This is a genomic window from Cupriavidus basilensis (genome assembly GCF_029335485.1).
Taxonomy (GTDB): Bacteria; Pseudomonadota; Gammaproteobacteria; order Burkholderiales; family Burkholderiaceae; genus Cupriavidus; species Cupriavidus basilensis_E.
Window position 1 is genome coordinate 23,168 of sequence record NZ_JARJLM010000699.1, and the last position, 18,344, is coordinate 41,511.

Sequence of the window (18,344 nt, forward strand, 5' to 3'; positions counted from 1 at the left end):
CGGATATCTAGTCGCCCGGGCGCAATATGTAGCCCGCGCCGACGACGGTATGGATCAGGGGTGTGGCGAAGTCGCGATCCACTTTGGCGCGCAGGCGGTGCATATGCATGTCGATGATGTTGCCGCGCGGCTCGAAGTCGTAGCTCCACGCCGCCTCGAGCAGCATGCTGCGGGTGACGACCTGCCCCGCGCGGCGCATCAGGCATTCGAGCAGCAGATACTCGCGGCGTTGCAGGCGCAGGTCCTGCCCGGCCCGGCTGGCGGTGCGTGCGCGGGTATCGAGCGACAGGTCGGCGCATTGCAGCACGTTGTTCATGCGGGTGCGATCGATGCGGCGGGCAAGCGCCTCGACGCGTGCGAGCAGTTCCGTGAAGGCATAGGGCTTGACGAGGTAGTCGTCGCAGCCGGCCTGGATCCCCTCGACACGCTGGGCAAGCCCGCCGATGGCGGAGAGCATCAGTACCGGCGTGGCGTTGCCGCCGGCGCGCAGGCGGCGCACCAGTTCCACGCCGTCGAGCGCGGGCAGCAGGCGGTCGGTGACGACGACGTCGTAGATGCCCTCGCTGGCCATCGCGAGGCCGGTGGCGCCATCCTCGGCCGTATCGACGATATGGCCGCTCTCGCCCAGGCCACGCGAGAGGAAGTGCCGGCCGCGTGCGTCGTCTTCGACTATCAGAATGCGCATGGAGGGCGGTTTTCCATCCGATACCTTAATATTGTTTCATGTTTGCGCGCAACGGCTGCCCGGCGTGGCAAGGCATGCCGCCATGCGCTTTGCATAGTGTAAAGCGAGCGGGCAGGCCGCGCCCGCGCGGGCTGTCCATTTCTGGAAACCTACATGTCGAACGTATTGGTCGTCGAGGACGACTCGCAGACACTCGAGGAAATCGTCGAGGCGCTGACTGATCACGGTTGCTCGGTCGAGACGGCACGGACCGGCCGTGACGGCCTGATGCTGGCGATCGCAAAAAGCTACGACGCGATCGTGCTCGACCGCATGCTGCCAGGCGGACTGGAGGGGCTAGGCATGCTGGCCGCGCTGCGCAGCGCCGGCGTGGTGACGCCCGTGCTGATCCTGAGTGCGCTCTCGGCGGTGGACGAACGCGTGCGTGGCCTTCGCGCCGGCGGCGACGACTATCTGACCAAGCCCTTCGAGTTCATCGAGCTGACCGCGCGCCTCGATGCGCTGATGCGCCGGCGCGAAGCGCCGCAGAGCGTGCAGGCGTATCAGGTCGGGCCGCTCAGGCTCGACCTGCTCACGCGGGAAGTGACGTGCGCGGGGCGCGCCGTGCCCCTGCTGCCGCGCGAGTACAGTCTGCTCGAGTACCTGATGCAGCACGAAGGACAGGTGGTGAGCCGCACGATGCTGTTCGAAGCCGTATGGGATTACCGCCTCGACGAGCGCACCAACGTCATCGATGTGCATATCAGCCGCCTCAGGAAGAAGATCGATCCTGCGGGCTCGATGCCGATGATCCATACCGTACGCGGTTCGGGATACCTGCTCCGTGCGCCTGCCTGATTTCTACCGCACGACCAGCTTTCGCCTCGCGACGCTGTTCCTCGCGATGTTCGGCGTGGTGGCCGCCGTACTGTTCAGCTATCTCTATGTCGAGATCACCGGCTTCGAAACCGAGCGTATCGACGACTGGCTGATGCGCGAACGCGCCTCCATTGCGCGCGTGGCGCCCGACGATCTCGCCGCCCGCTTCGAAAACCAGAATCGATACGATCCGCGCCACCAGCGCCCGTTTGGCCTCTTCGACGCAGACGGCAGGCATGTGGCGGGCGGCTATCCCGGCAATCGTCCCGCGATTCCATTCTTTGACAAGCCGTTCTCCGTGCGCCTCGAGGGGCTGCCCGGCGATCCCCCGGGGCGGTGTATCGCCGCGAGGCTCCAGGATGGCCGCGTTGCCCTGCAATGCCAGGAAACGCATGAACTCGATCACTTCGACGAGGAGTTGCTGCATGTCCTGATCACCGCCGCCGCGCTCACGCTGGTTCTCGGCCTGATCGGGGCCTGGCTGGTCGGCGCGGGATCCGTGCGGCGGCTGGACGCGGTCACCGCGTCCATCCGGGAGATCGTCGGTGGCAACCTGAGCCAGCGCCTGCCCCTGCATGCGAAGGGGGACGACATTGACCGGCTGGTGCGCGTCGTGAACGGCATGCTCGATGAAATCGAGCGGCTGATGCACGAAGTCAAGGGCGTATGCGACGCCATTGCGCACGACCTGCGCACGCCGCTCACACGACTCATGGCGGGGCTGGAGCGTGCGGAACGCCGCGCGAAGTCGGATGCCGACTACCGGCGCGCAATCGAGGACGCGATCCAGGAGGCCGGCGGCATCCTGCGCGCTTTCAACGCGCTCCTGCGCATCTCCGAGGTGGAGAGCGGCATGCGGCGGGATACCTTCGTCAAGGTCGACCTGGCGTCGGTGGTTGCCGATGTGGTCGAATTCTACGATCCGCCGGCGGAAGAGAAGGGCATCGCGCTCGAGCAGCGGCACGCCGCGCCGGGGCCTTACGAGATGCAGGGCGATCCGAGCCTGCTCTTCGAGGCGCTCGCCAACCTGGTCGAGAACGCGATCAAGTTTGCCCCCGAACATGGACATGTCTCGGTCGCGCTGTTCCGCGACGCGAATGGTTTCGGCGTCACGATCAAGGATGACGGTCCCGGCATCGCGCCCGGGGAGCGCCAGGCCGTGCTGCGGCGATTCTACCGGGGGGAGGCGAGCCGGCACACGCCCGGCAGCGGACTCGGCCTGAGCCTCGTGCATGCGGTTGCCGGCATGCATGGCATGTCGATACGGTTCAATGACGTCCCGGCCGGCTGCGAAGTGGTGCTCTACCGGCAAGCGCAGCCGCTTTGACGACATCGCCGCGGCAGGGCGGCGCTTGTGCCCCGGGACCTGCCCATGCCGCAGCGCTGCCGGGGCACTTTGCGCAGGCGGGCCGGCCCCGGCAGTGGCCTTGGCCAGCCGGCTATCGGGCCAGCGCGCGCAACCCGTCCAGCAGCTTTGCGGTCTCCGCCTCGGTGGTCAGGTAGCTGACCGAGGCGCGGGCGACCTGGCTCAGCCCCCGGGCGTTCATGTCGAGCGGCGTGTAGCCGGCGCCGTTGCTGCCGATCGCCACGCCCTGCGCCGCCAGGCTGCGTTGCACGGATACCGCGTCCTGTCCGGCCAGGTTGAACGCCACCAGCCCGGAGCGTTCGCGGCCCTGGTCCAGTACCGTCACGCCTGGGATCTCCGACAGTTGCGCACGCAGCGCCTGCGCGGTCTGGTCGATGCGCGCACGGATGTTCTCCAGGCCGATCTCCAGCGCTTCCTGCAAGGCATTGGCCAGCCCGCAGCGCAGCGCCATCGCCGCTTCCGCCGACTCGAAGCGTGCCGCGCCGGCGCGCAGCACCGGCTCGCCGTACACGTCCAGCGGCGCCGAATAGGTGTCGACGAAGGCGGGCGCCAGCCGCGCCAGGAAATCCTGCCGCACATACAGCAGGCCCGTGCCTCTCGGCCCGCGCAGCGCCTTGCGGCCCGCGCCGGTCAGCACATCGCAGCCCACCTCGGCCACGTCGACGGGCAACTGGCCCACGGCCTGCGCGGCATCGACGAAGTACGCAATGCCGCGGCGCCGCGCTACTTGTCCGATAGCCGCCGCCGGATTGATGAGTCCGCCGTTGGCCGGCAGCCAGGTCAGCGCAATCAGGCGGACGCGTTCATCGAGCATGGCTTCCAGCGCCTGCGGATCCACCGCGCCGCTGCTGTCGCAGGGGATGGCCTCGATCGACGCGCCCGCGCGCTGTGCGATCAGGCGCATGGCGGCCAGGTTGCCGCCCCATTCGTGGCGTCCGGCCAGGATGCGGTCGCCGGCGCGCCAGGCTCCCAAGGCCGCGAACGCGGCGCCCCATCCTGGCGAATTGCCGGTGGTCAGCGCGATCTCATCCGGCTGCGCATTCAGCAGGCGCGCGGCAAGGATGCGCGCGCGCTCCGTTTGTTCGCGCGCCGCCACGCCTGCTTCCATCGGCCCCTGGGTGGCCTCCCGCTGCAGATGCGCGTGGATCGCCGCCAGCGTGTCGATGGACGGCAGTGATGCGCCGGCGTGATTGAAATGTGTGGTGGTTTGCGTGCCCGGCGTGCGGGCGCGCAGCGCATCCACGGCTGCAGGGGTTAGCGGAACAGGCATGGCGGTCTCCCGTAAAGTAGCGTGCGCCGGCTTCAGGGCTGGGTGAGGGGTACCTTCAGCGCGATCACCGCTTCGACTTCCACGGCAACGCCGGTGGGCAGCGACGCCACGCCGACGGCGCTGCGCGCATGGCGGCCGGCATCGCCGAACACCTGCACCATCAGGTCCGACGCGCCGTTGGCGATGGCGCTCTGGCGATGGAATTCCGGCGTGCTGGCCACGAACACGCCCAGGCGTACCACGCGGGCCACGCGGTCCAGCCGGTCGCCCGTGGCGGCGGCAATCTGCGCCAGGACGCCCAGCGCCGCCAGGCGCGCGGCCTGCACGCCGTCATCGTCCGCGATGTTGTCGCCCAGGCGGCCGAGGTAGGCGGACTGGCCATCCTTGCGCGAGATCTGGCCGGAAATATAGAGAAGATTGCCTTCCTGCACGAAGGGCACGTAGTTGGCGGCGGGCGCGGCCGGCGCTTCCAGGGCGAGGCCGAGTTCGGCCACGCGGGCGGAGAGGGTGGTTGCCAGGGTCATGTCGGTTGCGTCTGGTATGGGTCGGGAAAGCCCCATCCTATGGACCTGCCCGCCGGGTGACAAACCAGTTTTTGCCCTGCATGCATGAGCAAGACTAATACGTGCCTTCCGGCGACTCGTGGGCGACCGTCTCGGCGAGCCAGTTCCGGAACGCCAGCGCGGCCTCGCCCGGCGCGCCGCGGGGCATGACGAGCCACCATCCGATGCGCGGATCTTCGAGTACGGCGTCGGGCAACGCCTGCACCAGGGCGCCGCTGGCCAGTTGCGGGGCGATCAGGCGGTGCCGGCCCATGGCCATGCCTTGCCCGGCCAGCGCCGCTTCCACCACGATGTTGTAGTCGTACAGGTGCACGGTTTGCGCCCGGCCCAGGTCCAGCCCGAAGCGGCGGGCCCAGGCGTCCCATTCGAACGGCTGCCTGGCATGCGAGGCCAGGAGCGCATGGCGCAGCAGGTCCTGCGGCTGGCGCGGGCGCTTGCGGCCGGCGATCAGGGCCGGGGCGCACACCACGGAAAGGCGTTCCGGCATCAGCTGTCGCGCGCGCACGCCCGGCCAGGCGCCGCGGCCGTAGCGGATCGCCACGTCCACCTCGCCGCCGGCGACGTCCGCCAGGGCGATATCGGGCCGCAACTGCAGGTCGATGCCGGGATGGGCGGCGGAGAAGGCCGGCAGGCGCGGCGCCAGCCAGCGGGTGGCAAAGGAAGCCAGTATGCCGACCGTCAGCGTCGTGCGCGCGGCGGCGGGTGCGCGAAGCTGCTCGGTGCCCTGGCGCAGCAGCTCGAAGGCCGCATGCACCTGCGTGTAATAGGCTTGCCCGGCTTCGGTCAGCGCCACGGCGCGCGTGCGCCTCTCGAACAAGGCCACGCCCAGATCGCTTTCGAGCCGCTGGATATGGTGGCTGACGGCGCCTTGCGTCACGAACAGCTCTTGCGCCGCCTGGCTGAAACTCAGGCGCCGGGCTGCCGCTTCGAAAGCGCGCAGGGACACGAGGGGCGGCAGGGATCGCGTGGAACGCATGGGGCTTGAGCCTGGGCTTGGGGAGTGCGTAATGCTACGCCTTGTCGTGCCTAGGCCACGCGCCGGCCCGGCAGCAGCCCGGCGTATTCCCGCGCCAGGTATTCCGCCGCGTGTTCCAGCAGGAAGGCGCGGCAGACCTCGCCTGCGGGCATCAGCCGCTTGCTCGCCATGTGCGCGATATGCCAGACGCGTTCGATCGGCGTGCCGACGACATCGAGCAGCGCAATCTCCCGGGTGCGCAGTTCCAGTGACAGAGTGTGCAGTGACAACAGGCTGATGCCCATGCCTGCCATCACGGCCTGCTTGATCGTTTCGTTGCTGCCCAGGGTGATGACCCTGGCCGGCGAGAACAGGTGGTGCTTGAACATTGCCTCGGCCACCGTGCGGGTGCCGGAGCCGGGCTCGCGCAGCAGGAAGGTCTCGTGGCGCAGTTCTTGCAGATCGAAGCGTTCGGCGTTGCGCAGCGGGTGCCGCGGCGAGGCCACTATCACGTGCGGATGCGCGGCGATGGGCTCGGACACGGCGTCCAGCTCGCGCGGCGGACGGCCCATCAGCGCCAGGTCGATCGCGTTGTCCTGCAGCAGGCGCAGCAGCGTTTCGCGATTGCCCTCGGCAATGCGCACGTCCACGCCGGGATAGCGTTCCGAATAGCTGGCCAGCAACTTGGGCGCGAAATACTTCGCCGTGCTGATCAGCCCGATCGAGATCGTGCCCTGGTCGATTCCCTTGACTGCCTGCAGGCCGTCTTCCGCGTCCTTGACTTCGCCGAGGATGCGCGAGGCGTGATGCAGCAGGCGGTCGCCGGCCTCGGTCAGGGTGAGCTGGCGGCTGACGCGCTCGAACAGCGGCAGCCCGACCACGGACTCCAGCTGCTTGATCTGCATCGAGACCGCCGGCTGGGTCAGGTGCAGCGCTTCCGCCGCGCGCACGAAGCTGGCGTGCCGGGCGACGGTGACGAAGATCTGCAGTTGGCGAAGGGTGAGGGAGCGGAGGAAGGACATGGGCTGGAACGCATCACCTTAAGGGATCCCTTATATACGGGCTAAGAATATCTGAATTTACCTTATGGGGATAGCTGGATATCGTTTCCCCCAAGACGAAGCCAAGCAGCGCAGCAGCCACGCAGCCAACCCACGGGAAGGAAACATCATGAACGCACCTGAGACGATCCAAGCCACCGCCAAGCCGCGCAAGCGCTACGACGCTGGCGTCATGAAGTACAAGGAAATGGGCTATTGGGACGCCGGCTACGAGCCCAAGGACACCGACTTGCTGGCGTTGTTCCGTATCACGCCGCAGTCCGGCGTGGATCCGGTCGAGGCCGCGGCCGCGGTGGCCGGCGAATCGTCCACCGCGACCTGGACGGTGGTGTGGACCGACCGGCTGACCGCGTGCGACATGTACCGGGCCAAGGCCTACCGCGTGGACCCGGTGCCCAACAATCCCGAGCAGTTCTTCTGCTATGTGGCCTACGACCTGTCCTTGTTCGAGGAAGGCTCGATCGCCAACCTGACCGCTTCCATCATCGGCAATGTGTTCAGCTTCAAGCCGATCAAGGCGGCCCGCCTGGAAGACATGCGCTTCCCCGTAGCCTATGTGAAGACCTTCGCCGGGCCGTCCACCGGCATCATCGTCGAGCGCGAACGCCTGGACAAGTTCGGCCGCCCGCTGCTGGGGGCCACCACCAAGCCCAAGCTGGGCCTGTCGGGCCGCAACTACGGCCGCGTGGTCTACGAGGGCCTCAAGGGCGGGCTGGATTTCATGAAGGACGACGAGAACATCAACTCGCAGCCCTTCATGCACTGGCGCGACCGCTTCCTGTTCGTGATGGATGCGGTCAACAAGGCGTCCGCGGCCACCGGCGAGGTCAAGGGCAGCTATCTCAACGTGACCGCCGGCACCATGGAGGAGATGTACCGGCGCGCCGAGTTCGCCAGATCGCTTGGCTCGGTGATCATCATGATCGACCTGATCGTGGGCTGGACCTGTATCCAGTCGATGAGCAACTGGTGCCGCCAGAACGACATGGTGCTGCACCTGCACCGGGCCGGCCACGGCACCTATACACGGCAGAAGAACCACGGCGTGTCGTTCCGGGTGATCGCCAAGTGGCTGCGCCTGGCCGGGGTCGACCATATGCATACGGGCACCGCGGTGGGCAAGCTCGAAGGCGATCCGCTCACCGTGCAGGGCTACTACAACGTCTGCCGCGACGCCTATACCAGGACCGACCTGACGCGCGGGCTGTTCTTCGACCAGGACTGGGCCTCGCTGCGCAAGGTGATGCCGGTGGCTTCGGGCGGCATCCATGCCGGCCAGATGCACCAGCTGCTCGACCTCTTCGGCGATGACGTGGTGCTGCAGTTCGGCGGCGGCACCATCGGCCACCCGCAAGGCATCCAGGCCGGCGCCACCGCCAATCGCGTGGCCCTGGAGGCGATGGTGCTGGCCCGCAACGAAGGGCGCGATATCGCCAACGAGGGCCCGGACATCCTGCGCGATGCGGCCAAATGGTGTTCGCCGCTGCGGGCCGCGCTCGATACCTGGGGCGATATCAGCTTCAACTACACGCCGACGGACACCTCGGATTTCGTGCCCACCGCATCGGTGGCCTGAGCGCGCGCCGTACCCGGTCCGACACCCGACATCAACGTACAAGAGAAGAGGACATCATGCGCATTACGCAAGGCACTTTTTCCTTCCTGCCCGACCTCACCGACGCGCAGATCACCAGCCAGGTCGAGTACTGCCTCGCCAAGGGCTGGGCGGTCGGCATCGAATACACCGACGACCCGCATCCGCGCAACACGTACTGGGAAATGTTCGGCCTGCCGATGTTCGACCTGCGCGATGCCGCCGGCATCCTGCAGGAGGTCAACCAGGCGCGCAAGGCCTTCCCCAGCCACTATATCCGCGTGATGGCGTTCGACGCGACGCATACCGTGGAGTCCGTGGTGATGTCCTTCATCGTCAACCGTCCCGCCGACGAACCGGGCTTTCGCCTGGTGCGGCAGGAGGAGCCGGGCCGCACGGTGCGCTACGCGATCGAGAGCTACGCGGTGCAGGCCCGCCCGGAAGGCAGCCGCTACTGAGCCGGCAACGGCTGTTCATTCGCAGTCCATCCGCCAACTTCGGAGCAAGCCATGTCCGCGCCCGAGTCTCCCGCACATCTGCAGCCGCCCGGCACCCTGGCGGCTACGCTCGCCAGTTCGGGCATCAAGGAATTGCTGGCCCAGCTGGATCGCGAGCTGATCGGGCTGGCGCCGGTCAAGTCGCGCATCCGCGATATCGCGGCGCTGCTGCTGGTGGACAAGCTGCGCGCGGCGCGCGGCTTTTCCGCCGGCGCGCCCAGCCTGCACATGTGTTTCAGCGGCAATCCCGGCACCGGCAAGACCACCGTGGCCCTGCGCATGGCGCAGATACTCCACCAGCTCGGCTACGTGCGCCGCGGGCACCTGGTGGCGGTCACGCGCGATGACCTGGTCGGCCAGTACATCGGCCACACCGCGCCCAAGACCAGGGAGATCCTGAAGAAGGCGATGGGCGGCGTGCTGTTCATCGACGAGGCCTACTATCTCTACCGGCCCGAGAACGAGCGCGACTACGGCCAGGAAGCCATCGAGATCCTGCTGCAGGTGATGGAGAACAACCGCGACGACCTGGTGGTGATCCTGGCCGGCTACAAGGATCGCATGGACCGATTCTTCGAATCCAACCCGGGCATGTCCTCGCGCATTGCCCACCATATCGATTTTCCCGATTACAAGGCCGAGGAACTGGGCCGGATCGCCGACCTGATGCTCGACGCGATGCAATACCGCTTCGACGACGAGAGCCGAACGGTCTTTGCCGACTACCTGGCGCGGCGCATGACGCAGCCGCATTTCGCCAATGCCCGCAGCGTGCGCAATGCGCTCGACCGCGCGCGGCTGCGCCACGCGTCGCGCCTGCTCAATGACCCGGGCGCCATTGCCGACGACTTGGCCCTGACCACCATCACCGCCCCCGACCTGCTCGCCAGCCGCGTGTTCGCGCAGCCTCAGGGCCAGGAGTGTGCGCCATGCAAGCCCTGATCTTCGACGTGGACGGCACGCTTGCCGATACGGAGTCAGCCCATCTGCAGGCCTTCAATGCGGCCTTTGCCGAGGTCGGCCTCGACTGGTGCTGGGATGTGGCGCTGTACACGCGCCTGCTGAAGGTGGCCGGCGGCAAGGAGCGCCTGCTGCACTACTGGCGCATGGTCGATCCGGATGAGGCCCGCGGCGCCAGCGTGGCCGAAGCCATCGAGGCGGTGCACGCCGTCAAGACCCGCCACTACACCGAGCGCGTCAGCGGTGGCGGGTTGCCGCTGCGCCCCGGCATCGCCCGGCTGATCGGCGAGGCCGGCCAGGCGGGCACGCCGATCGCGATCGCCACCACCACCACCCCGGCCAACCTTGATGCGCTGCTGCGCTCGCCGCTGGGGCCGGACTGGCGCGCTCGCTTCGCCGCCATCTGCGACGCCGGCACTACCGCGGTGAAAAAGCCCGCGCCCGATGTCTATCTCGAGGTGCTGGCGCGGCTTGGCGTGGATGGCGCTGACTGCCTGGCGTTCGAGGACTCCGGCAACGGCCTGCGCGCCGCGCAGGCGGCCGGCGTTCCCACCGTGATCACGCCGACTGCCTACACCGCCGCGGAGCGCTTCGATGGCGCGCTGCTGGTGCTGCCGCACCTGGGCGATCCGGACCAGCCCATGCCGCAGCACCTGCCGGGCGCGGACCACCGCTGGGCCGATCTGGCCGCGCTGCGCCGCTGGCATCGCGGCACCCGGTCCGAGGCGGCCTGAGATGAACTGCTTTTGGAATGAGACACGCAAAGTGCATCGACACAGCTATCCCGCGAATTCAAAAAGAGGAGACCAGCCATGCCACAACGACCCCAGCCGCATCAGCCGCATCAGCCGCACAGAAAGACCCTGACCCAGTTCCTGATCGAGGAGCGCCGCCGCTACCCGCAGGCCAGCGGCGGCTTCAACGGCCTGATACTCAACGTCGCCATGGCGTGCAAGGAGATCGCGCGCGCGGTCGCGCTCGGCGCGCTGGGCGGCCTGCACGGCAGCGCGGACGGCGCCGTCAACGTACAGGGCGAGACGCAGCAGAAGCTCGATGTGCTCAGCAACGCGGCCTTCCTGCGCGTCAACGAATGGGGCGGCTACCTGGCCGGCATGGCGTCGGAGGAAATGGAGGTCCCCTACCAGATTCCGCCGCAGTATCCGCGCGGCAAATACCTGCTGGTGTTCGACCCGCTCGACGGATCTTCCAATATCGACGTCAACGTCTCGGTGGGCAGCATCTTCTCCGTGCTGCGCGCGCCGGAGGGTGCCGATGCGGTGGCCGAGCAGGATTTCCTGCAGCCCGGCACCGCACAGGTGGCGGCGGGCTACGCCATCTACGGGCCCACCACCATGCTGGTGCTCACGGTTGGCAATGGCGTCAACGGCTTTACGCTGGACCCCAACCTGGGCGAGTTCTTTCTCACGCACGCCAGCCTCGAGGTGCCGGCGGACACGCATGAGTTCGCCATCAACACTTCCAACAGCCGCTTCTGGGAGGCGCCGGTGCGGCAGTACGTCTCCGAATGCGTGGCCGGCCGGAGCGGGCCGCGCGGCAAGGATTTCAACATGCGCTGGATTGCCTCGATGGTGGCCGAAGCGCACCGCATCCTGATGCGCGGCGGCGTCTTCATGTACCCGCGCGACAGCAAGGACCCGGCCAGGGCCGGGCGCCTGCGCCTGCTGTACGAGGCCAATCCGATCGCCTTCCTGATGGAGCAGGCCGGCGGCCGCGCCAGCACCGGCCGGCAGCCCCTGATGTCGGTGCAGCCGGGCGCGCTGCACCAGCGCATCGGTGTCATCTTCGGCTCGCGCAACGAGGTGGAGCGGATCGAGCGCTATCACGCCGATCCGCCCGGTGCCGAACTTCCCAATCCCCTGTTCAACGAACGCAGCCTGTTCCGCGTTCCCGCCTGAGGTGCATGCGCATGTCCGAACGCTATCCCATCATCGCCATCACCGGCTCCTCCGGCGCCGGCACCACCTCCGTCACCCGCACCTTCGAGAGCATCTTTCGCCGCGACGGCGTGAAATCGGTCGTGATCGAGGGCGACAGCTTCCACCGCTACAACCGCGCCGAGATGAAGGTCAGGATGACCGAGGCCGAGCAGAGCGGCAATATGAACTTCAGCCACTTCGGTCCCGGCACCAATCTCTTTGGCGAGCTGGAGAACCTGTTCCGTACCTATGCCGAGTCGGGCACGGGCATGCGCCGGCGCTATCTGCACAGCGTCGAGGAGGCCGCGGCCTTCCAGCAGGAGCCGGGTACCTTCACCGGGTGGGAGCCACTGCCCGAGGACGCCGAACTGCTGTTCTACGAGGGGCTGCACGGCGGCGTGGTGACCGATGAGGTCAATGTGGCGCGGTATCCCGACCTGCTGATCGGCGTGGTGCCGGTGATCAACCTGGAGTGGATCCAGAAGCTGTGGCGCGACCAGAAGCAGCGCGGCTACTCCAGCGAGGCGGTGACCGACACCATCCTGCGGCGCATGCCGGACTACGTCAACTACATCTGCCCGCAGTTCTCGCGCACCCATGTCAATTTCCAGCGCGTGCCCTGCGTGGATACCTCCAACCCGTTTATCGCCCGCGAGATCCCGGCGCCGGACGAAAGCATGGTGGTGATCCGCTTCGCCAACCCCAAGGGCATCGACTTCCAGTACCTGCTGAGCATGGTGCATGACTCCTTCATGTCGCGCGCCAATACCATCGTGGTGCCCGGCGGCAAGATGGAGCTGGCCATGCAGCTGATTTTCACCCCCTTCGTGCAACGCATGATGGAGCGCCGCAAGCGCGCGGCCCTGTGAGGACCCGAGAGATGAATGCACCCGAACGTATCGATCCGGCGGCGCGCTGCGCCAACGCGCTGCGCTTTCTCGCCGCCGACGCGGTGGAGCAGGCCAGGTCCGGCCATCCCGGCGCGCCGATGGGCATGGCGGAGATGGCCGAGGTGGTGTGGCGGCGCCACCTGCGCCACAATCCGGCCAACCCGGCGTGGCCCGACCGCGACCGCTTCGTGCTGTCCAACGGCCACGCTTCCATGCTGCTCTACGCGGTCCTGCACCTGAGCGGCTACGCGTTGCCGGTGGCGCAGCTGCGCCAGTTCCGCCAGCTGCATGCGATGACCCCGGGCCATCCCGAGGTGGGCGTGACCCCGGGCATCGAGACCACCACCGGCCCGCTCGGGCAGGGCCTGGCCAACGCGGTCGGCATGGCGCTGGCGGAAAAACTGCTGGCCGCCACCTTCAACCGCCCCGGCCATGCCATCGTGGATCACCACACCTATGTGTTCCTCGGCGACGGCTGCCTGATGGAGGGGATCAGCCACGAAGCCGGTTCGCTGGCGGGCACGCTCGGGCTCGGCAAGCTGATCTGCCTGTACGACGACAACGGCATCTCCATCGACGGCGAGGTGTCCGGCTGGTTCGCCGACGATACGCCGCGGCGCTTTGCCGCCTATGGCTGGCATGTCATCCCGGACGTGGACGGCCACGACGCGCAGGCCATCGACGCCGCCATCGTCCAGGCCAGGGCGCAAGGGGAGCGGCCCACGCTGATCTGCTGCAAGACGGTGATCGGCAAGGGCGCGCCGGCCAAGGCCGGCGGGCACGATGTACACGGTGCGCCGCTGGGCCCGCAGGAGATCGCCGCCATGCGCGCAGCGCTCGGCTGGGAGGCGGAACCGTTCGCGGTGCCGCCCGACGTGGCCGCCGCCTGGGATGCCCGCGCGCAGGGCGCCGAACGCGAGGCCGGCTGGAACGCGCGCTTCGCCTGCTACAGCGCGGCCTACCCCGAGCTGGCCGCGGAGTTCCTGCGCCGCGTCGAAGGCAGGTTGCCGACGGCATTCGAGGCCGGGCTGACCGCGCTGCTGGAGGCACCCTCGGCCTTGCACGGCAAGATCGCCACGCGCAAGGCGTCGCAGCTCACGCTGGAAGCGCTGACGGCGGCCTTGCCGGAACTGCTGGGCGGCTCGGCCGACCTGACCGGCTCCAACCTGACCGACGTGAAGGCGTCGGTGTGGGTCAACCATGCGGGGCAGGGCAACTACGTGAGCTACGGCGTGCGCGAGTTCGGCATGGCGGCCGCGATGAACGGCATGGCCCTGCATGGGGGGCTCATCCCCTACGGCGGCACCTTCATGACATTCTCCGATTACTCCCGGAACGCCATCCGCATGGCTGCCCTGATGCGGCAACGCGTGATCCATGTGCTGACCCACGATTCGATCGGGCTTGGCGAGGACGGGCCCACCCACCAGCCGGTCGAGCATGCGGCCAGCCTGCGGCTGATCCCGAACAACCAGGTCTGGCGCCCCTGCGATGGCGTGGAGACCGCGCTGGCCTGGCTGGCGGCGGTGCGGCGCGACAACGGGCCGAGCTGCCTGTTGCTGTCGCGCCAGGCGCTGACCCCGTTTGCACGCGATAGCGGGCAGCTCGCCGGCATCCGGCGCGGCGGCTACGTGCTGCAGGATGCGCGGACGCCCCAGGCGGTGTTGATCGCCACGGGTTCCGAGGTGGAGATCGCCATGCGTGCCGCAGCCTTCCTGGCCGAGGAGGGGATCGGCGCGCGCGTGGTGTCGATGCCCTGCGTGGAGCTGTTCCACGCGCAGGACGCGGCCTATCGCGAAGCCGTGCTGCCGGCCGGTGTGCCGCGCGTCAGCGTCGAGGCGGGCGTCACCTGGTTCTGGCGCGCGGTGGTGGGCGAGGGCGGTGCCACCATCGGCATCGACACCTTCGGCGAATCGGCGCCGGCCGACGCGCTTTACCAGCACTTTGGCCTGACCCCGGCCCATGTCGCGGATGCGGTGCGCGCGCTGCTGGGCAAGCCGTGATGGGCATCGCGGCGGACAGGAACAGGGCCGCGGTATTGATCGACCTCGACGGCACCCTGGTCGATACGGCGCATGACATCGTGGAGGCGGCCAACCGCATGCTGGACGAGCTTGGGAGCGCGCCGTTGCCCTTCGACACGGTCAGCGGCTTTATCGGCAAGGGCGTGCCCAACCTGGTGCGGCGCGTGCTCGAGACCGCGGGCATCGGCCAGAGCGGGGCGGAATTCGCGGAGGCGGTGTTCCACCACCACTATGCCGACGTCAATGGGCATCTGGGCCAGGTCTTCCCCGGCGTGCAGGCCGGGCTGGCGGCCTTGCAGCGCCAGGGCTACCGGCTCGCCTGCGTGACCAACAAGCCCAGGGCGCTGGCGGCGCCGCTGCTGGCCAAGACAGGCCTGGCCAGGTACCTGGAGGCCCTGGTCGGCGGCGACACGATCGCGCGGATGAAGCCGGACCCGGAACCCTTGCGGCATGCCTGCCGCCTGCTGGGGGCCGAGGCAGGGCGGAGCGTGCTGATCGGGGATTCGGCGGTCGATGTGGCAGCGGCGCGGGCCGCCCGCATGCCGGTCTACCTGGTGCGCTACGGCTATGCGGGCGCCGGCGGTGCCGCAGCGCTGGACAGCGACGGCGTGATCGACTCGCTGGAGGACTTGCCCGGACTGCTGGCGCTGGCGCGCCGCGGGCCGGAGCGAGGCGATCAACGCGACGCGCGAAGCTGACAGGATGCGCCAACGCCGTCTGATGCGCCCGATGGTGTCATGCGGAAGCGGAAAGCCAATCGGACCACACGCGAGCCACCTCAGAACAACCATACGGAGACAGGCGGGGATGACCATCAAGACGGCCGTCCCCGCCAGGAGAGAATCATGCCAACCACAGGCACAGTCCACACGCTATCGGCCCTGCTGGCCGGGGGCGATGTCGCCGGCCAGCGCGTCTTTATCCGCGCCGACCTCAACGTGCCGCGGGATGCCGCCGGCGAAATCACCGACGATACGCGTATCCGCGCTTCCCTGCCGGCCATCGAAGCCTGCCTGCAGGCGGGCGCGGCGGTCATGGTGACCTCGCACCTGGGACGGCCGGTGGAGGGCGAGCCGGACCCGCGCCATAGCCTGGCGCCGGTGCGCCGCCGCCTCTCGGCGCTGTTGCGGCGCGAAGTCCCTTTGCTGAGCAGTTGGGTCGATGGCGGCTTCCAGGTGCCGCCCGGCCAGGTGGTGCTGCTGGAGAACTGCCGCGTCAACAAGGGCGAGAAGGGCAATTGCGATGAACTGGCGCAGAAGATGGCGAGGCTGTGCGACATCTACGTCAACGACGCCTTCGGCACGGCCCACCGTGCCGAGGCGACCACCCACGGCATCGCCAGGTATGCCCCGATAGCATGCGCCGGCCCGCTGCTGGCCGCCGAGATCGAGGCGCTGGGCCGCGCGCTGGGCCAGCCGGCGCGTCCGCTGGCGGCGATCGTGGGGGGCGCCAAGGTCTCGACCAAGCTCACCATCCTGAAGTCGCTGGCCGGCAAGGTCGATCAGCTCATCGTGGGCGGCGGCATCGCCAATACCTTCATGCTGGCGTCCGGCCTGAAGATCGGCAAGTCCCTGGCCGAGGCGGCGCTGGTGGAGGAAGCCCGCGCCATCATCGACATGATGGCCGCGCGCGGCGCCTCGGTGGCCATTCCGGTGGACGTGGTGTGCGCCAGGGAATGCAGCGCCACCGCCGGCGCCGCGGTAAAGCGGGCGGAAGACGTGGCGGACGACGACATGATCCTGGACCTCGGGCCGCGCACGGCGGCGCAACTGGCCGGGCAGATCAAGACCGCCGGCACCATCGTATGGAACGGGCCGGTCGGCGTGTTCGAGTTCGACCAGTTCGGCAATGGCACCCGGGTGCTGGCCGAGGCCATCGCCGCCTCGCCGGCGTTCTCGATCGCCGGTGGCGGCGATACGCTGGCCGCCATCGCCAGGTACGGCATTGCCGGGCAGCTTGGCTATATCTCGACCGGCGGCGGTGCCTTCCTCGAATTCCTGGAAGGCGGCAAATTGCCGGCCGTCGACGTGCTGGCGCAGCGCGCAGCCGCGTGAGGCCCGATCCCCCATTCCCGACATCACCGAATCCGCGTCAACCCAAGGAGCTTCGCCATGTCCCTCGTATCGCTGCGCCAGTTGCTGGACCACGCCGGAGAATTCGGCTACGGCGTGCCGGCTTTCAATGTCAATAACCTGGAACAGATCCAGGCCATCATGGAGGCCGCCGAGGAGACCGACAGCCCGGTCATCCTGCAGGCCTCCGCCGGCGCGCGCAAGTATGCCGGCGAAGCCTACCTGCGCCATATGGTGCTGGCTGCGGCGGAGACCCATCCGGACCTGCCCATCGTGCTGCACCAGGACCATGGTTCCAGCCCGGCCGTATGCCAGGCATCGATCCGCTCGGGCTTCACCAGCGTGATGATGGACGGTTCGCTGCGTGAAGACATGAAGACGCCCTCGGACTACGGCTACAACGTCGAGGTCACCCGCCGCGTCTGCGAGATGGCGCACGCGGTAGGGGTGTCGGTGGAGGGCGAACTGGGCTGCCTGGGCTCGCTCGAAACCGGCCAGGCCGGAGAGGAGGACGGCGTGGGCGCCGCCGGCACCTTGTCGCACGACATGATGCTGACCGACCCCGACCAGGCGCGCGACTTCGTCGCCCGCACCGGCGTGGATGCCCTGGCCATCGCCATCGGCACCAGCCACGGGGCCTACAAGTTCTCGCGCAAGCCGACGGGCGACATCCTGGCGATGGACCGTATCCGCGACATCCACCGGAAAATTCCCGATACCCACCTGGTGATGCACGGTTCCAGCTCCGTGCCGCAGGAGTGGCTGGAGATAATCCGCCAGTACGGCGGCGAGATCAAGGAAACCTACGGCGTGCCGGTCGAGGAGATCCTGCGCGGCATCAAGACCGGCGTGCGCAAGGTGAACATCGACACCGATATCCGCCTGGCCATGACCGGCGCCATCCGCAGGTCCCTCGCCGAAGACCGCAGCGAGTTCGACCCGCGCAAGGCATTGCTGGCGGCCAAGAAAGGCGCGAAGAGCGTGGTGCGCCTGCGCTTCGAGGCGTTCGGCTGTGCCGGACAGGCTTCGAAGATCAAGCCGGTGCCGCTGGAAAGGCTGGTGCCGCGCTACCGCTAGAGACCAGGCGAAGGGGATCCGTCCGGCGTGCCAGGCCATGCGCCAGCCCCGTGTTCCGCGTGATGACGCGCGGGTGCGGGGCTGGCGTCGCGTCCTTTTGCGCCGATCGATCCGCCGCGCGAGACGGCTGGTGTGCCACGCCCGGCACAGACTGTCACCGTGGCCGGGTTGCCACGCGCCGCGCCGTCGGCCACGCCGTGCTGGCACGGAACGTGAATGTGCCAAGGCGGATTCATCAGCCCTGGAGCCGGTATGTGGGTAGTGAAACTCGGCGGCAGCCTTGGCCGCGATCCGCTGTTGGGCGAGTGGCTGCGGGAGTTGAGCGAACTCGGCGGCGGCCGCATCGTCGTGGTGCCGGGCGGCGGCTTCGCCGCGCAGGTGCGGGAGCATCAGGCGCAGTGGGCGTTCAGCGACGTGGTGGCGCACAATATGACGGTGCTGGCCATGGCCCAGTACGGGCTGATGATGCAGGGCCTGTGCCCCGGCATGTCGCTGGCGGTCCACGAGAAGGATATCCAGGACGTGCTGCGCAATG

At 68.2% G+C, this 18,344-nt stretch carries 17 protein-coding genes and 1 pseudogene; 13 read left to right on the forward strand and 5 right to left on the reverse strand.

Translation table 11 applies throughout. From position 1 onward, the window contains the following. Positions 1-7: 7 nt before the first annotated feature. A complete protein-coding gene (locus P3W85_RS43180; protein ID WP_017226629.1) occupies positions 8-685 on the reverse strand; it encodes a response regulator transcription factor in 678 nt (225 codons plus the stop codon). Between the two features lie 153 nt (positions 686-838). Here P3W85_RS43180 and P3W85_RS43185 point away from each other — a divergent pair, with 153 nt between their 5' ends. Together P3W85_RS43185 and P3W85_RS43190 are read left to right on the forward strand one after the other, a co-directional pair. Further along, the gene (locus tag P3W85_RS43185; protein ID WP_017226628.1) at positions 839-1,522 is read left to right on the forward strand and encodes a response regulator transcription factor; all 684 of its coding nucleotides are present in this window, start codon (positions 839-841) and stop codon (positions 1,520-1,522) included. Continuing rightward, on the forward strand, positions 1,509-2,870 hold the full coding sequence (locus P3W85_RS43190; RefSeq protein WP_017226627.1) for a sensor histidine kinase: 1,362 nt from the start codon (positions 1,509-1,511) through the stop codon (positions 2,868-2,870). The genes P3W85_RS43185 and P3W85_RS43190 overlap by 14 nt, the downstream gene beginning before the upstream one ends. A gap of 112 nt (positions 2,871-2,982) precedes the next feature. Here the strand turns inward: P3W85_RS43190 and P3W85_RS43195 are convergent, their stop codons facing one another. From P3W85_RS43195 to P3W85_RS43210, 4 genes are all read right to left on the reverse strand, one after another. Beyond that, a complete protein-coding gene (locus P3W85_RS43195; RefSeq protein WP_276269324.1) occupies positions 2,983-4,179 on the reverse strand; it encodes an aminotransferase class V-fold PLP-dependent enzyme in 1,197 nt (398 codons plus the stop codon). A 32-nt stretch (positions 4,180-4,211) separates the two neighbouring features. After that, complete coding sequence (locus tag P3W85_RS43200; protein WP_430869721.1) at positions 4,212-4,703, reverse strand: RidA family protein; 492 nt, start codon at positions 4,701-4,703, stop codon at positions 4,212-4,214. A 94-nt stretch (positions 4,704-4,797) separates the two neighbouring features. Then, entirely contained in the window at positions 4,798-5,718 is a 921-nt protein-coding gene (gene gcvA / locus P3W85_RS43205; RefSeq protein WP_276269326.1) for a transcriptional regulator GcvA, read from the reverse strand. 50 nt (positions 5,719-5,768) lie between these two features. Beyond that, positions 5,769-6,719 carry a LysR substrate-binding domain-containing protein gene (locus P3W85_RS43210; protein WP_276269327.1) on the reverse strand — a complete coding sequence of 317 codons (951 nt, stop codon included), beginning with the start codon at positions 6,717-6,719 and terminating at the stop codon, positions 5,769-5,771. 148 nt (positions 6,720-6,867) lie between these two features. Between P3W85_RS43210 and P3W85_RS43215 the strand changes: the two genes are divergently transcribed. The 11 genes and pseudogenes from P3W85_RS43215 to P3W85_RS43265 form a co-directional block, all read left to right on the forward strand. Then, a complete protein-coding gene (locus tag P3W85_RS43215; RefSeq protein ID WP_017225359.1) occupies positions 6,868-8,334 on the forward strand; it encodes a form I ribulose bisphosphate carboxylase large subunit in 1,467 nt (488 codons plus the stop codon). A 56-nt stretch (positions 8,335-8,390) separates the two neighbouring features. Beyond that, positions 8,391-8,810: a ribulose bisphosphate carboxylase small subunit gene (locus P3W85_RS43220; protein ID WP_017225360.1), complete on the forward strand. Its 420-nt coding sequence runs from the start codon at positions 8,391-8,393 to the stop codon at positions 8,808-8,810. Positions 8,811-8,861: 51 nt separating this feature from the next. Beyond that, on the forward strand, positions 8,862-9,791 hold the full coding sequence (cbbX, locus tag P3W85_RS43225; protein ID WP_017225361.1) for a CbbX protein: 930 nt from the start codon (positions 8,862-8,864) through the stop codon (positions 9,789-9,791). Continuing rightward, on the forward strand, positions 9,779-10,543 hold the full coding sequence (locus P3W85_RS43230; RefSeq protein ID WP_276269328.1) for an HAD family hydrolase: 765 nt from the start codon (positions 9,779-9,781) through the stop codon (positions 10,541-10,543). Before cbbX ends, P3W85_RS43230 begins: the two co-directional genes overlap by 13 nt. 78 nt (positions 10,544-10,621) lie before the next feature. Further along, entirely contained in the window at positions 10,622-11,725 is a 1,104-nt protein-coding gene (locus P3W85_RS43235) for a class 1 fructose-bisphosphatase (RefSeq protein ID WP_276269329.1), read from the forward strand. Positions 11,726-11,736: 11 nt separating this feature from the next. Further along, on the forward strand, positions 11,737-12,615 hold the full coding sequence (locus tag P3W85_RS43240) for a phosphoribulokinase (RefSeq protein ID WP_035813408.1): 879 nt from the start codon (positions 11,737-11,739) through the stop codon (positions 12,613-12,615). Between the two features lie 11 nt (positions 12,616-12,626). After that, positions 12,627-14,639: a transketolase gene (gene tkt / locus P3W85_RS43245; RefSeq protein ID WP_276269330.1), complete on the forward strand. Its 2,013-nt coding sequence runs from the start codon at positions 12,627-12,629 to the stop codon at positions 14,637-14,639. Continuing rightward, positions 14,639-15,358: a phosphoglycolate phosphatase gene (gph, locus tag P3W85_RS43250; protein ID WP_276269334.1), complete on the forward strand. Its 720-nt coding sequence runs from the start codon at positions 14,639-14,641 to the stop codon at positions 15,356-15,358. The genes tkt and gph overlap by 1 nt, the downstream gene beginning before the upstream one ends. 147 nt (positions 15,359-15,505) lie before the next feature. After that, a complete protein-coding gene (locus P3W85_RS43255) occupies positions 15,506-16,714 on the forward strand; it encodes a phosphoglycerate kinase (RefSeq protein WP_276269331.1) in 1,209 nt (402 codons plus the stop codon). Between the two features lie 57 nt (positions 16,715-16,771). Continuing rightward, a complete protein-coding gene (gene fba, locus P3W85_RS43260; RefSeq protein WP_276269332.1) occupies positions 16,772-17,809 on the forward strand; it encodes a class II fructose-bisphosphate aldolase in 1,038 nt (345 codons plus the stop codon). Between the two features lie 252 nt (positions 17,810-18,061). Beyond that, positions 18,062-18,344, forward strand: a pseudogene (locus P3W85_RS43265) (aspartate kinase); the annotation flags it as partial.